16 protein-coding genes are annotated in these 14,411 nt (G+C 69.6%); 5 read left to right on the plus strand and 11 right to left on the minus strand.

Features of this window, described 5'->3' with window-relative positions; translation table 11 throughout:
- Nucleotides 1-95 precede the first annotated feature (95 nt).
- Both PKF00_RS34545 and PKF00_RS34550 read left to right on the plus strand, forming a co-directional pair.
- A complete protein-coding gene (locus PKF00_RS34545; protein WP_271221916.1) occupies nt 96-1,142 on the plus strand; it encodes a 3-isopropylmalate dehydrogenase in 1,047 nt (348 codons plus the stop codon).
- Between the two features lie 182 nt (nt 1,143-1,324).
- Nucleotides 1,325-2,419 (plus strand): branched-chain amino acid aminotransferase, encoded by a 1,095-nt coding sequence (locus tag PKF00_RS34550; RefSeq protein WP_271221917.1) that lies wholly within the window; start codon nt 1,325-1,327, stop codon nt 2,417-2,419.
- 352 nt (nt 2,420-2,771) lie between these two features.
- On the opposite strand, the gene PKF00_RS34555 is transcribed toward PKF00_RS34550, so the two are convergent.
- Nucleotides 2,772-3,422, minus strand: a complete 651-nt coding sequence (locus PKF00_RS34555) for an O-methyltransferase (RefSeq protein WP_271221918.1) — start codon at nt 3,420-3,422, stop codon at nt 2,772-2,774.
- Between the two features lie 281 nt (nt 3,423-3,703).
- Here PKF00_RS34555 and cimA point away from each other — a divergent pair, with 281 nt between their 5' ends.
- Nucleotides 3,704-5,284, plus strand: a complete 1,581-nt coding sequence (gene cimA / locus PKF00_RS34560) for a citramalate synthase (protein ID WP_271221919.1) — start codon at nt 3,704-3,706, stop codon at nt 5,282-5,284.
- Between the two features lie 225 nt (nt 5,285-5,509).
- Here cimA and PKF00_RS34565 read toward each other — a convergent pair whose 3' ends face one another.
- From PKF00_RS34565 to PKF00_RS34575, 3 genes are all read right to left on the minus strand, one after another.
- Nucleotides 5,510-7,288 (minus strand): heparinase II/III family protein, encoded by a 1,779-nt coding sequence (locus PKF00_RS34565; RefSeq protein ID WP_271221920.1) that lies wholly within the window; start codon nt 7,286-7,288, stop codon nt 5,510-5,512.
- Between the two features lie 138 nt (nt 7,289-7,426).
- Nucleotides 7,427-8,044, minus strand: a complete 618-nt coding sequence (locus PKF00_RS34570; RefSeq protein ID WP_271221921.1) for a cysteine hydrolase family protein — start codon at nt 8,042-8,044, stop codon at nt 7,427-7,429.
- Nucleotides 8,045-8,119: 75 nt separating this feature from the next.
- A complete protein-coding gene (locus tag PKF00_RS34575) occupies nt 8,120-9,139 on the minus strand; it encodes a GlxA family transcriptional regulator (RefSeq protein ID WP_271221922.1) in 1,020 nt (339 codons plus the stop codon).
- A gap of 71 nt (nt 9,140-9,210) precedes the next feature.
- On the opposite strand from PKF00_RS34575, the gene PKF00_RS34580 reads away from it, so the two are divergent.
- Entirely contained in the window at nt 9,211-9,807 is a 597-nt protein-coding gene (locus PKF00_RS34580) for an HD domain-containing protein (RefSeq protein ID WP_271221923.1), read from the plus strand.
- 230 nt (nt 9,808-10,037) lie between these two features.
- Here the strand turns inward: PKF00_RS34580 and PKF00_RS34585 are convergent, their stop codons facing one another.
- The 7 genes from PKF00_RS34585 to PKF00_RS34615 form a co-directional block, all read right to left on the minus strand.
- Nucleotides 10,038-10,454, minus strand: a complete 417-nt coding sequence (locus PKF00_RS34585; protein WP_271221924.1) for an antibiotic biosynthesis monooxygenase family protein — start codon at nt 10,452-10,454, stop codon at nt 10,038-10,040.
- A gap of 162 nt (nt 10,455-10,616) precedes the next feature.
- Nucleotides 10,617-11,204, minus strand: a complete 588-nt coding sequence (locus PKF00_RS34590) for a hypothetical protein (protein WP_271221925.1) — start codon at nt 11,202-11,204, stop codon at nt 10,617-10,619.
- Between the two features lie 5 nt (nt 11,205-11,209).
- Nucleotides 11,210-11,971, minus strand: a complete 762-nt coding sequence (locus PKF00_RS34595) for a DUF6286 domain-containing protein (RefSeq protein ID WP_271221926.1) — start codon at nt 11,969-11,971, stop codon at nt 11,210-11,212.
- On the minus strand, nt 11,968-12,435 hold the full coding sequence (locus PKF00_RS34600; protein ID WP_271221927.1) for an Asp23/Gls24 family envelope stress response protein: 468 nt from the start codon (nt 12,433-12,435) through the stop codon (nt 11,968-11,970). The genes PKF00_RS34595 and PKF00_RS34600 overlap by 4 nt, the downstream gene beginning before the upstream one ends.
- Nucleotides 12,432-12,620, minus strand: a complete 189-nt coding sequence (locus tag PKF00_RS34605) for a hypothetical protein (RefSeq protein WP_271221928.1) — start codon at nt 12,618-12,620, stop codon at nt 12,432-12,434. The genes PKF00_RS34600 and PKF00_RS34605 overlap by 4 nt, the downstream gene beginning before the upstream one ends.
- Nucleotides 12,617-12,883 (minus strand): hypothetical protein, encoded by a 267-nt coding sequence (locus PKF00_RS34610; protein ID WP_271221929.1) that lies wholly within the window; start codon nt 12,881-12,883, stop codon nt 12,617-12,619. The genes PKF00_RS34605 and PKF00_RS34610 overlap by 4 nt, the downstream gene beginning before the upstream one ends.
- Nucleotides 12,880-13,377, minus strand: a complete 498-nt coding sequence (locus PKF00_RS34615; protein ID WP_425582228.1) for an Asp23/Gls24 family envelope stress response protein — start codon at nt 13,375-13,377, stop codon at nt 12,880-12,882. The genes PKF00_RS34610 and PKF00_RS34615 overlap by 4 nt, the downstream gene beginning before the upstream one ends.
- A gap of 248 nt (nt 13,378-13,625) precedes the next feature.
- Between PKF00_RS34615 and PKF00_RS34620 the strand changes: the two genes are divergently transcribed.
- Complete coding sequence (locus tag PKF00_RS34620) at nt 13,626-14,402, plus strand: fumarylacetoacetate hydrolase family protein (protein WP_271221930.1); 777 nt, start codon at nt 13,626-13,628, stop codon at nt 14,400-14,402.
- Nucleotides 14,403-14,411: the final 9 nt, after the last annotated feature.

Consider the following 14,411-nt stretch of genomic DNA (forward strand, 5'->3'; position numbering starts at 1 on the left):
AAACAGGACAAAGTTCATGAGCCCTGTTCGGTGAAGATATGTCCGATGGGTGAGATCGGTGTTCGATTAACGAGACGGACCGGTAAGGTGCGTGCATGGATTCGCGCAACATTCGCCTGGCCGTCATCCCCGGGGACGGGATCGGAGTCGAGGTCGTCACCGAGGGCCTGAAGGTCCTCGAAGCCGTTGGCACCAAGGTGGAGACCACCACCTACGACCTGGGGGCCAAGCGGTACCACGAGACCGGTGAGGTCCTTCCCGAGGCGGTCCTCGACGAGCTGCGCGGATACGACGCGATCCTGCTCGGAGCCGTCGGCGACCCCAGCGTCCCGCCGGGCATCCTCGAGCGCGACCTGCTGCTCAAGCTCCGCTTCGAGCTCGACCACTACGTCAACCTGCGCCCGGTCAAGCTCTTCCCCGGCGTCGAGACCCCGCTGGGCAAGTCCCGCCCCGAGGACATCGACATGATCGTCATCCGCGAGGGCACCGAAGGCCTCTACGCGGGCGCGGGCGGCGTGCTGCGCCGCGGCACCCCGCACGAGATCGCCACCCAGGAGTCGCTGAACACCGCCTACGGCGTCGAGCGCGTCGTCCGCTACGCCTTCGAGAAGGCCCTCGGCAGACCGCGCAAGAAGCTGACGCTGGTCCACAAGACCAACGTCCTCACCTTCGCCGGTGACCTCTGGGCCCGCACCGTCGACCGGGTCAGCCTGGAGTACCCCGACGTCACGACCGACTACTCCCACATCGACGCCGCCTCGATGTTCTTCGTCAACCAGCCCGAGCGGTTCGACGTGATCGTCACCGACAACCTCTTCGGCGACATCATCACCGACATCGGCGCCGCCATCGCCGGTGGCATCGGCCTGGCCGCCAGCGGCAACGTCAACCCCGACCGCACCTCGCCCAGCATGTTCGAGCCGGTCCACGGCAGCGCCCCCGACATCGCGGGCCAGGGCAAGGCCGACCCGACCGCGACGATCCTGTCGGTCGCCATGCTTCTCGACCACCTCGGCCTGGCCGAGGAGGCCGCGAAGGTCGAGCAGGCCGTGGCCGAAGACCTGGTCGAGCGCCAGACCGGCTGGGCCAGCCGGACCACCCACGAGATCGGCGACGACATCACCGCCCGAGTAGCCGGCTGAGGAAGCCGCCTACCCGACCTCAGACGCGCCTGGCGGCTCACCCGAGCCGCCGGGCGCGTCTTTTTTGTTCGTCGCCACAACGACAGTGCCGGATTTCGGCATAGATGCAGTAGTTTCCCGTTACCTGCTCCATCGCAGAATGGACTCAGGTGCAGTCCGTCACAAAGAGAAGGATCTCCGTCATGACCACCGCTCAGAAGCTCAGCTTCGACGTGCAGCTCTCCGACCACGCTCGCACCGCGGCCGAGCGGGAGCAGGTACTGGCGAGTCCCGGATTCGGTCAGACCTTCACCGACCACATGATCTCCATCGACTACACGGAAGGGGAGGGCTGGCACGACGCGCGGCTCACGCCGTACGGTCCGCTCACCCTCGACCCGGCGACCGCGGTCTTCCACTACGCCCAGGAGTTCTTCGAGGGGCTGAAGGCCTACCGCCAGGAGAACGGGGCGGTCGCCTCCTTCAGGCCGTACGCCAACGCCGCCCGCTTCAACGCGTCGGCCCTGCGGATGGCCATGCCGGAACTGCCGGAGGAGACGTTCGTCGAGTCGCTGGAGCTTCTCGTCCAGACCGATCGCGACTGGGTCCCCACGACCCCGGGTCACAGCCTCTACCTGCGCCCCTTCATGATCGCCACGCAGGCGGCGCTCGGCGTGAACTACCCCTCCAGGTCCTACCGCTACATGGTGATCGCCTCTCCCGCGGCCGCCTACTTCGGCGGGGACAAGGCCGTCTCGGTCTGGCTGTCCACCGAGTACACCCGCGCCGCCCCCGGCGGCACCGGCTTCGCCAAGTGCGGCGGCAACTACGCGGCGGCCTTCGTCGCCCAGCGCCAGGCCGTCGAGCAGGGCTGTGACCAGGTGGTCTGGCTCGACGCGAACGAGCACCGCTACGTCGAGGAGATGGGCGGGATGAACCTGTTCTTCGTCTACGGCGACCGCCTGCTCACCCCCGCCCTCACCGGCACGCTCCTGCCCGGCATCACCCGCGACTCGATCCTCTCCCTGGCCGCCGACCTCGGTCTGACCGCGGAGGAGGGGCGCCTGTCGATCGAGGAGTGGCAGGCGGGCTGCGAGTCCGGCGAGCTCACCGAGGTCTTCGCCTGCGGCACGGCGGCGGTCGTGAGCCCGGTCGGCTCGGTCAAGGGCTCCGACCGCGCCTGGATCATCGGCGACGGCACCCAGGGTCCCGTCACGGCCAAGATCCGCGAGGCGCTGGTCGGCATCCAGTACGGCTCCCGCCCCGACACCCGCGGCTGGATCCACAAGATCTGCTGATCCCCGAAGGGAAGGCCCAGCCCACCGGCTCGGGCCTTCCCTGGTTTTCCCGGATCGGGGACGTGAGGCGACTGTCTTCGGGGCGATGCTCGTCCACCGGCGACACAGTGTCCCCTTGGTCCTCCTGGTGCTCTTGGTCCTCGTGGGTCGCCTGGTCCGCTTGGCCCTCTGGGTTCGCTGGGCAGAGAGCCAAGCTGACCAGCCCGAACAGGCGCCCCAAGCCCCCGATCCACGAAACAGTCCCTATGAGGAACACATCAGACCGTGGCAGGCGATGGCGGACACCGCGAGGGCGAGGTTCCAGCCGTGAACACCCCGGGAGTCCTGGAACCTCTCCTGTCGCCGGTTCTCGTCAGTACTTGCGAATCACGGTGAGTCCGTCGGCGATCGGGAGCATCAACGAGGTCACCCGGCTGTCCGCCATGACCAGGTCGTTGAACTCGCGGATGCCCCTGGTGGCCTCGTCGACGCTGGGGTCGGCGACGCGTCCCTTCCAGAGGGTGTTGTCGACCAGGATCAGGCCGCCGGACGCGAGGCGGGACATGAGGATCTCGTAGTAGACGGGATAGTTGGGCTTGTCGGCGTCGATGAACGCCAGGTCGACGGGCTGGTCCGCAGGGAGCTCGCGCAGCCGCTCCGCGGCCGGGCCGATCCTGAGGTCCACCCGTTCGGCGATTCCGGCCTTCTCCCAGTAGCGCCGGGCGATCGCCGTCCAGTCCTCGTTGATGTCGAAGCAGGTCAGTCTGCCGCCGGGGCCGAGCCCCCTGGCCAGGCAGATGGACGAGTAGCCGGTGAAGGTCCCCACCTCGACCACGTTCCGTGCGCGGCTGAGCTGGACGAGCATGGTGAGGAGCCGCCCCTGGTCGGGAGATATCTGCATGCCCGCCCTGTCGCCGGTGACCTCCCGGGTCTCCAGGGCGAGCGCGTCGAGGACGTCGTCGGGCATCGTGGTGTGCGCGAGCAGATACTGCCCGACGGCCGGGTCCAGATAAGTCGCCTTCATGCAAGCCATTCTTGCCGGTCAGCGGGGGTGTGTGCGAGCGGTTCGCCCCTCGTGTCCACGCCACGCACGTCCCAGATCCTGAGATCGATGTGTCAAGTGGTGTCAGCGTGTGGCAGACTCCGAAGCATCATGTTCTACGGTCTGCTCATTATCGGCAGGCGCGCTGGCTGACAAGGGACACCGCCAGCGCGCAGACCTCTCACGTCCGTGAGGGGTTTTTTTGTTTCTCAGAGCCAAATGAGCGCGCGGCGCAATCATCCGAACCCGCGAAGGAGACTGACATGGCCGACGACCGCTTCCACGTGTACGACACGACGCTCCGTGACGGCGCCCAGCAGGAGGGCCTCAATCTCACGGTGGTCGACAAGCTGGCCATCGCGCGCCAGCTGGACAGCCTGGGCGTCGGCTTCATCGAAGGCGGTTGGCCGGGCGCCAATCCCAAGGACACAGAGTTCTTCAGACGGGCTCGAACAGAGCTCGATCTGAAGCACGCGCAGCTCGCCGCGTTCGGCGCGACCCGCCGAGCAGGTGTGAAGGCGGCCGATGACCCACTGGTCGCCGCGCTGCGCGAATCCGGCGCGCCGGTCGTGACCCTTGTCGCCAAGAGTCACGACCGGCACGTGGAGCTGGCCCTTCGCACGACTCTCCAGGAGAACCTCGCGATGATCCGCGACACGGTCTCTCACCTTCGTGCGGAGGGCCAGCGAGTCTTCCTCGACGCCGAGCACTTCTTCGACGGCTACAAGTCCAACCCAGCCTACGCGCTGGAGGTCCTGCGCACGGCCGCGGAGGCGGGCGCCTCGGTCATCGCCCTGTGCGACACCAACGGCGGAATGCTCCCGGACGAGCTCGCCGAGGTCGTCCACGCCGCCGTCGGGACCTCGGCCAGGATCGGCATCCACTGTCATGACGACACCGGATGCGCGGTGGCCAACACCCTGGCCGCGGTCAAGGCGGGCGCGACCCACGTGCAGGGCTGCGCCAACGGGTACGGCGAGCGGTCGGGCAACGCCAACCTGTTCACCGTCGTGGCGAACCTGCAGCTCAAGCGGGGCTTCGACCTCGTCCCGAGGGAGGCGCTCGCCGACATGACCAGGATCGCGCACGCGATCACCGAGGTCACGAACGTCACCCCGAACTCCCACGCCCCCTACGTGGGCGTCTCCGCCTTCGCGCACAAGGCGGGACTGCACGCCAGTGCCATCAAGGTCGACCCCAACCTGTACCAGCACATCGACCCGGCCATGGTCGGCAACGACATGCGCATGCTCGTCTCCGACATGGCGGGCCGCGCCTCCGTCGAGCTCAAGGGGCGGGAGCTGGGCTACGACCTGTCCTCGGAGACCTCGCGTGTGCTGGTCGAGCGGGTCAAGGACCTGGAGTCGAAGGGCTACACCTTCGAGGCCGCCGACGCCTCCTTCGAGCTGCTGCTCCGCGACACCGTGGCGGGCGGCCGCAAGCGCCGCCACTTCGAGGTCGAGTCCTGGCGGGTGATCGTCGAGCGCACCCGCGGAGGTGAGGTGGTCAGCGAGGCCACGGTCAAGCTGCACGCGAAGGGCGAGCGGATCGTCGCGACCGGCGAGGGCAACGGCCCGGTCAACGCCCTGGACAAGGCCGTGCGGCTCGGGCTGGAGAAGCTCTACCCCGAGCTGGCGGCCGTCGAGCTGATCGACTTCAAGGTGCGGATCCTGGAGGGCACCCACGGCACGGACGCGGTCACGCGCGTGCTCATCACCTCCAGTGACGAGACCGGCGAGTGGGCCACGGTCGGCGTCGACGAGAACATCATCGAGGCCTCCTGGCAGGCCTTGGAGCAGGCCGTCACCTACGGCCTGCTGCGGGCGGGCCACGTCGCCGACTGACCGGCGGGCGGGCCGATCGCCGGCTGACCGGCAGTCCGGTCACGTCGCCGGCTGACCGGCAGTCCGGTCACGTCGCCGGCTGACCGGCAGTCCGGTCACGTCGCCGGGTGACCGGCGGAAGAACCGGCTGACCGGTGGGAGAACCGGGTGACCGGCGGGAGAAAAGGGGGCGCGGCCGCCTGGCCGTACCCCCTTTCACGTCTTCGGGTCTCTCGGCGACGACCTTCAAGACAGGTCGGCGCCCGAGGCCTTGAAACTCACCTGTCCCTTGGAGGTCTGCAGCCGGACCCTGCCGCCGGAGCAGGAGACCGAGGGGTTGTCCGTGCCGGGCACGACGACGGTGAGCAGTGAGTTCTCCGAGGCGGGGGAGAGCACGGCCGGAGCCGCCTGCTTGCGCAGGTAGGCGGGGGAGACCCAGCCCTGGTACGGGTTCTGCCTGCCGCTGACGACCTGCAGTCCGGCCACCGGTTTGCAGGAGGGCATGGACAGCTGGACCAGCGTCGCCTTCCACCCCGCCTTGTCCTTGACCACGACCCGGCCGCCGCCGTTGGAGACGGTGGACAGCTCCCGGGCGAAGTGCCAGACGTTGCTCACCCTGGAACGTCCGGGAACGGTGTCCAGCACCGCCATCACGTCCTGGCCGTGGTTGACGAGCACCGACCGGGTCCTCGGCACGCCGTACGCCTTGTCGGTCAGCCGGTAGCTCTGCCGGTCCTCCCCGACCGAGGACCTGCTCAGAGCGGTGGCCGTCTTCCCTCTGAACCTCGCGCCGACGACGGCGGAGGTGTTGTGCGCCTCGGGCGACATCGTCCAGCGGCGGTAGCCGTTGTTCTCGTAGGAGTGGAAGCCCACGTCGACCAGGACGTCGCGGCCCTGGGCGTAGTAGGTGACGCCCAGGTGGTCCTCGTGGCCGTGGTACTTCAGGCCGGGGCCGAACCGGATGGAGTAGAACGCCGACTCCGGGTCGTCCCACGCGGTGCGCCCGTAGACGTAACCGTTGCCGAACACCCGCACCGTCTTCTTCGGGTGGGCGTACCCGACGGGCCGCACGTCCGCGCCGCCGTCGCCGATCGGGACCATGAACCCGTTCGGCTGCGTCGAATGGGAGATGAAGGCCTCCATCGACTCCCACCGCGTGCTGATCTCGGAGGGAACCTTCCTGCCGCAGTCCTCGATGCGCTCCATCGCGACCTTGAGCCGCTCATAGACGTAGATCGCGTACCGCGGGGCCTGCTCACGCAGCACGCCCTGGGAGTCGACGTCGAGCTTGACGGTCTCGGTCAGCCGCTTGACCGCGAGGTTCGACCACTGCTCGCGGCCGTAGCGGCAGCCGATGCCGAGCAGCGCGATGTCCTGGTCGATCCCGTGGTTGTGGCCCTTCTCGTACAGGGCGGGATCGGCCAGCACCTTGGCGTGCTCGGCCAGGCTCTTGGACAGCCAGGACTCGTTGACGTGCTTGCTGAGACAGACCAGCGCGGGGGCGCGCAACGCGATCGGGTGCTCCTGCCAGGCGTACACGCTGGCCTTCGGACCACCGCGGCGAGGGTTGTCCGCGACCCAGTCCTTGGCGATCTCGGTGGCGCGGGTCAGGTAGGCCTTCTCCCCGGTGGTCTCGTAGTCGGCGACCAGGCGGCCCATCCAGCGCAGCGAGTGGAAGACCATGCTCCAGGAGCGGTTGCGGTAGGGGTCGGTGCGCCAGTTGACGTCCTTGCCCACCTTCACCGGGGGCAGGTCGACGAACTCCACCTGACCGGACATGATCTCCGGCGAGGTGGGCGTCGCGGGCAACCAGTCGCCCTGGCACTCGGCCGTGCGTTTGATCTTGTCCGCAGCCTTCGCCGTGCCGACCGTCGCGCCGCAGGTCAGGGGGAGAATGAGCGAGAGAGCTAGTGCTGTGGTGCGGCGGCGCACGCCAGGCCCCTTCTTCTTCGCGACGCCTGGCGGCGTCGCGGGCTCGGGCGCGTCGACGGCTTCCCTCGTCGCTCGGTCGCTGCGCTCCCTCACTCCTCAGTCCAGCCACCGGCGCGCCGAAGCCTGTCCAGCCACTGGTGTGCCCGAGCCGGTTCCGCCACTGGTGCGCCCAAGCAGGTACGACCACTGGTGTGCCCGAGCCGGTTCCGCCACTGGCGCGTCCGAGTTGGGCTAGTTTAGCGGTGTACGGGCGGGCGCTGTGCTCTGCCAGATGTTGGGGCGGGGAAGGGCGGCGCCGGACTTGGCGGCGGCGGTCCACTCGGCGGTGGTGGCCACCGAGGCGAAGTTGGACTCCATCACCACCAGCACGTGATTGTGCAGCTCCTCGGCCGTCACGGCGCCCATGCGGTTGGACATGGCCACGGTGCCGGTCGCGTCGGACAGGAACTCGACCGCCAGACCGAGGTGGGCGGCGTCACGGGCGGTTGACTCGTCACAGTTCTGCGTCATGTATCCGACGACGGCCAGAGTGTCGATCTCGTGGGCGGCCAGCCACTCGGCCAGGTCCGTCTTCGCGAAGGCCGAGGCCATCGACTTGTCCGTCAGGTGGCTGTACGGCCTGCGCCCGACCTCCTGGTGCAGCTCCCACGAGTCGCTCCCGGCCGCGAACAGCGGGGACTCGACGGGAGCGGTGTGCCTGACCACGATCACCGGGATGTCGTGCTCGTGGGCGGTGTCCATGGCGGTGAGGATGTTCGCCAGGCTCTCCTCGCGAGGGGGATGGGCGATCGGCAGGTTGCCGGTGAAATACTCGTTCTGGACGTCGATGACGATCAGTGCTCGCTTCATAGGTCCAGGTTGACGGGGCGAGCCGCATCGGCGTGATAGGGCTCTCGGCCATTCGTCACGAGAATCACGCCATGTTCATCGCGCCGCCGTGTTCATCGCGACGTCTTCGGCGTCGCGGGTTCGGGCGCTCCCGAGCCGGTGGCCTCCCTCGCCGAAGGTCTCGCGGTAGGCGGTGGGGGAGACTCCCACCTGGCGGCGGAAGTGGGGGCGCAACGCCACCGCGGAGGCGAAGCCCGCGTTGCGGGCCACCACCTCCACGGGCTCCGTCGTCGTCTCCAGCAGCCTCTGCGCGTGCAGGATCCGCTGGTGGAGCAGCCACTGGGCGGGGGTGGTGCCGGTGACCTGGCGGAAGCGTCTGTCGAAGGTGCGGCGGCTCATCATGGCGTGGGCGGACAGGGCGTCCACGGTGAGCTCGCGGTCCAGGTGACGCATGGCCCATTCGAGGGTCTCGCCGAGCGGGTCGCCGGTGGTGGGAACCGGCACCGGATGGTCGATGTACTGGGCCTGCCCGCCGGCCCTGTGCGGCGGCACCACCATGGACCTGGCGATGTCGTTGGCCAGCCGCGAGCCGTACGTCCTGCGGATCAGGTGGAGGCACAGGTCGATGCCGCCCGCGCTTCCGGCCGAGGTCAGCAGGTCCCCCTCGTCCACGTACAGGACGTCGGGCTTGACCTGGATCCGGGGGTAGGTCGAGGCGAGCAGCGGGGCGTAGCGCCAGTGGGTCGCGGCGGGGCGGTCGTCCAGCAGTCCCGCGGCGGCCAGCACGAACGTGCCGAGGCAGAGGCCGACCACCGTCGCGCCCCGGTCGTGGGCCCGGCGCAGCGCCCGCAGCGCCTCGGGCGCGGGCGGGCGGCCGAGCGGGTGCCGCCAGGTCGGCACGATCACCAGGTCGGCCTCGTCCACGGCGTCCAGGTCGTACGGCGCGGACAGCGCGATGCCCGCGTCGGTCCGCACGGGGCCTCCCTCGGCGGCCACCGCGCGCACGTCGAAGTCCGGCAGCCCGCTGCGCCGCTCACCGAAGACCGCGATCGGCACCGACGCCTCGAAAAGCGGGACCTCGTCGAACAACATCACGGCGATCGTCGTGAATCCCATGGCGGGATCCTATCGATGGATGGCTTCCCAGCCACTCGCGAACCTTCCCGTGGCCAGGACACGCTGGTCACATGAGATTCGCCGACATCGTGATCCCCGAGACCGCCGCGACCAGGGCCGCGCTGGAAGTGGCCACCGCCTACTGCTCGCCCGCGCTGCTGAACCACTCCGTACGGGCCTATCTGTGGGCCGCCGCGTACGGCGCGATGAACGACATCGCCTTCGACGCCGAGTTGCTGTACGTCTCCTCGATGTTGCACGACCTCGGCCTGGTCAAGGAGTTCGACAGCCACACCGTGCCGTTCGAGGAGGCGGGAGGGCACCTCGCGTGGGTCTTCGGAGCGGCGGCCGGGTGGCCCGTCGAACGGAGGGTGCGTGCCTCCGAGGTGATCGTGCGCCACATGTGGGACAAGGTCGACGTCGCTGAGGACCCTGAGGGACATCTGCTGGAGCTGTCGACCGGGTTGGACGTCTCCGGAAGACGCCCCGAGGCCTTCCCCGTCGAGCTCAGGGCCGAGGTGCTGGAACGCCATCCCCGTCTCGGCCTTGGCGAGGAGTTCGTCGCGTGTTTCAGGGACCAGGCCGAACGCAAGCCCGACAGCCTGGCCGGGCGGTTCGTGCGCACCGGATTCGCCGAACGCGTCGCGGCGAACGTCCTGGACCGCTGACCCGGACCGCTGACCCGGACCGCTGTTCCGGACCGCTGTTCCGGACCGCTGTTCCGGGCCGCTGTTCCGGGCCGCTGTTCCGGACCGTGGGCGTTCGGGAGAACGCCCCGGTTGGCTGCTCGGATGCCGGTGACCGGCGCCTTCACCGTGTTCGGAGTGCCTCGCCGTCCGGGACGACCCATCGGGCCGGCACGGCGGGCGGCGGCGTGGACGGACGGTGTGCGACCCGGTCAGGACTCGTCTTTGGGGCCGGTGCTCTGGACCACCTCGAACGACCACAGCGTGGCCCCGGTCGCGGCGGGTCCCCTGCCGTGGCCGTGCCCCTGACCGGCTTCCTGGCCCTGTCCCTGCCCGTGGCCCTGTCCGTGGCCGTGACCCTGACCCTGGCCCTGGGCGGCCGCGTCCGCCGCCGCCTGGGCGTGCCCTCGCTGGAAGGCCTGGCTCTCGGTCCACCGTTTGAAGTCCTCCTCGGACCTCCAGCGGGTGTAGACGAGGTACTGGTCGGTGCCCTCCTGCGGACGGAGCAACTCGAACCACTCGAAACCGTCGGCCGACTCCACTATCCCGGCCCGTCCGGAGAAGCGGCGTTCGAGCTCCTCACGCTGTTCGGCGGGGACGGTCAGCACATTGATCTTCACAACGCTCATAAGGCCATCCTGCCCCACAGGCCGTCCCGCCCCACCGGCGACGCCCCCACGCCCTCACCGCCGCCTTTTCCCGCCGCACCCCTGGCCGTGCCGGCCGGAAAACGCCGGGCCCGCGCCGCCGCCGGGCGTCGCAGTGACACGGGCCGCGCGACACGCGCGACGTCAGGCCACCACCCTGCGGGAGTGCGACGGCTCCTCCAGGCTCACCCTGGCGACGGCCGGAACGTGCTCCAGTTCCAGCGCCTGTCGCATGTGGGGGATGGCGTAGGCGCCCAGTCGCTCACGGATCACGCTCATCGGGGCGTTCTCGTCGGCCACGACGCGCAGCCGTACCGCGGGGTGTTCCCTCGTGCCCACCATGGAGGCGCTGGCGCTCAGGACCGCGGGGTGGGCGACGACCTCGCCCGCCACCGCGTTGGCGACGGTGGAGGTGCGGACGTCGGTGACTCCGCCGGAGCCGCTCTCCAGGCGGAAGTCGCCCAGCCGGTCGCGTCGTCCCTGGACCAGCAGCCAGCGCAGTCCGAACAGGGCGAGCACGACCGCCGCCGCGGCGATCGCCCACCACAGCCACGGGTCGTAGCGGGCGAAGGCCGCTCGGACCGGGTCGTTGACCAGTGGCTCTCCGCCGGGGGCCACGGTCTGCGGCAGGGCGTGCGCGCCTCTGGCGAGCGTGTAGCCGCCGAGGAGCACCAGCAGCAACCCCATGATCAGCAACCCCAGCCGGTTGCCCCGTACGGTCTTCCTGTCCATGGCGGTCACTTTCCTCGCAGGTGCACGCGTACGGGATGGTCCTTCAGCGGGGCGAGCGCGGCGATCCGCGTCGTCACGGCTTGCTGTACGGCCTCGGCCAGGCCGACGGGCTCCCGCAGCGGGCTGCGGGCCGTCACCTCGGCGGTCCTGCCCCGCAGTCTCACGCGGGCGTGGTCGACCCCGGGCACCTGCTCGGCCGCGTGGGCCAGGGCGCGGATGAAACCCCGCGGCTGCATGCCGATGACCAGATCGGGGTCGTCCGTCCTGACCGGGATGAGCCTGGGGCGTCCCGGCACGAGGGCGAGCAGCACGAGCAGCAGGCCGAGCAGGGTGATCAACGCCGCGCCGAGTGTCACGGACGGGTCGTCCCACGTGGTCGAGGAGGCCCAGCTCAGCAGACGGTCGTACGGTATCCAGCGCAGCGGGCGGCCGAGCAGGGCGGAGATCACCTCCGCCGCCACGAGGGCGCCTGCCACGGTCATCAGCGCGGCGGTGATCGTGGCGGGGACCACCCGGCGCGGGCGGAAGGCCCTGACCGCCGCCCGGTCCGCGGCGCGGTTCCTGGGAACCCTCGCGGACACGGGCGGAGCGGTCGCCTCCGAGACCCCCGCGCCGGGTGCGGTCGGCGTCTCGGGGGTGGGACCCGCCCCGGAGACAGGATCCGGGACGGGCCTTTCCCCCGAGGTGGGGACCGGTGGCCCGAAGGAGGGGACGGCCGTCCTCTCCCCCGGGGCGGGAACGGGTGGTTCCGAGGGCGGGACGGTCATCCGCCGTCCTCCCGCAGGGCGGGGACCACTCCGGTCACGTCGATGTCGATCTGGCCGACGGTCAGGCCGGTCAGCGTGTGGACGCGCTCGTTGACGTGCCTCCGGATCTCCTCGGCCATCTGGGCGAGCGGCGCCGGGTACTCGACCGACACCTCCAGCTCCAGCAGGGCGAGCCCTCCGTCGACGGTGGCGTGGGTGTGCCCTCCGAAGGCCAGCGGCCCCCGCTCGCGGACCTCCCGCACCCGCGCCACCTCTGCGGCCGCGTGGGCGGCGATGCGCGTGACCACCCGCTCGGGGATGTCCGTCCTGCCCCGCCGTTCCGCCGGTACGGCCTGCCGTCCGGGCGCGGCGGGTCGCGCGGCCGACGCCGTGCCGGGGGCGCCCCCTGCCCGCTGCGCGGGGAGGTCGGGCACGCCGACGGGCGTCTGCGTGGACGCGACGCGGTGTTCGACCGGCGTGGTCATCGTCGCCTCGACGCCAGCCGCGACACGTCGATCTCGCCGCCTTCCACGATGCGGCCGATGAGGAACCCGACGGTGCCCAGGACGAGCACCAGCAGGAACGCGCCGAGGCCGCCGAAGGCCGCCGCGAAGCCCAGCGCGAGACCGGCGGACAATCCCATCACTGACCAGATAGGAAACTGATTCATCGAATACCTCCGATATGCACGTTCACGGGGCGATCTCCCACCAGTGGCGCGACCGCCGCCCGTACCTCGTCGGCGATCTCAGGCAGCGGCCGTCCTGGCTGGACGACGACGGAGACCTCCACCTCGTCCTCGCGCAGGGCGACGCCGGAGACCCGTTCTCCCGGCAGGTAGGTCGCCACGGTCCCGAAGGGGCCGCCCGACAGGTCGGCCACGTCGGGGCAGCGCCGTACGACCTCGGCTATCTCGTGTGCGAGCTCGCTCACTGGACGCGCGGCTCCGGCTCGCCATGCTCCGATCCGCCTCCGCCTCCGTCCCCGCCCTGGTCGGGCAGGTGGACGTCGTCGACCTTGATGTTGACCTCGGTCACCTCGAGCCCGGTCATGCGCTCGACGCCCGTGATCACGTTGCGGCGTACCGAGGCGGCGAGGTCGGGGATGGCCACGCCGTACTCGACGACCAGGTCGAGGTCGACCGCCGCCTGCCGCTCGCCCACCTCGACGGACACGCCCTGAGTCGCGGTGCTTCTGTCTCCGCCGACCATGCCGCGGACCGCGCCGAGCGCGCGTGCGGTTCCCACCCCCATGTTGTAGACGCCAGAGACCTCCCTGGCCGCCAGACCTGCGATCTTCGCGACGACCCCGCTGTCGATGCTGGTGCTCCCCTTGGGGGTCACCAGGCCTCCCTGGTTGGCGGGGACGTCGGTCCGGGACCGCGGGGCCGGGTTCTCTGGCCTGTTCACCGTGCTGGCTTCGGTCACGTCGATTCCCTCCCCCTAGGGGAAGACGTTCTGCTTCCCCGGAAGTTTCCTACGCCTGGTAATACCCCCCATATGAACAGCAATCAGCACATACTTCTTCTTAGGGAAATCCTTTATGTAAGCGTTTAGGTATTTTAGGAATATTTTTGGAGTTAGATGCTTTATAGGAGCCTTTGTGGCGGTTGTCGGAGCCGCTGCGCCCGGCGGGGGCGGTCATGCGGGATCCGAGGCGCGACTAGCCTTGTCATGTGCGCATAGCGAGGTTCTCCACAGGTGAGGGTGTCGGGTTCGGCGTGGTCGAAGGCGGGCCAGGCGAGGAGTTCGTCTCGGCGATCTCCGGTCACCCCTTCGGGCCGATCCAGTTCACCGGAGAGCGTCACTCGCTCTCGCAGGTCAGGCTGGTCGCCCCCATGTTGCCCAGCAAGGTCGTCGCGATCGGCAAGAACTACGCCGACCACGCCCACGAGATGGGCGGCGAGGTCCCCGACGAGCCGCTGGTCTTCCTCAAGCCGTCCACCTCGGTGATCGGCCAGGGGGAGGCCATCGCCTACCCCACGGGGTTGAGCAGCCGGGTCGACTACGAGGGCGAGCTGGCGGTGGTCATCGGCAGGCTCTGCCGGGAGGTCCCCGCGGAGCGGGCCCATGAAGTGATCTTCGGTTACACGTGCGCGAACGACGTCACCGCGCGTGACCTGCAGAAGAAGGACGTGCAGTTCACCCGGGCCAAGGGCTTCGACACCTTCTGCCCGCTCGGCCCGTGGATCCAGACCGAGCTCGACGCGGCCGACGTGGGCATCACCACGACGGTCAACGGCGAGGTCAGGCAGAGCTCCCGCACCTCCAAGCTCATATACGACATCCCCACGCTGATCGCCCACGTGAGCGCGGTCATGACCCTGATCCCCGGCGACGTCATCCTGACCGGGACGCCGGAGGGGGTCGGCCCGCTGGATGTCGGCGACGAGGTCAGCGTCGCCATCGAAGGAATCGGCACTCTCACCAACCGGGTGGTCTCCCGTGATTAGGGTTCGTTT

It is taken from the genome of Streptosporangium carneum (assembly GCF_027922005.1).
In the GTDB taxonomy this organism is placed as follows: Bacteria; Actinomycetota; Actinomycetes; order Streptosporangiales; family Streptosporangiaceae; genus Streptosporangium; species Streptosporangium carneum.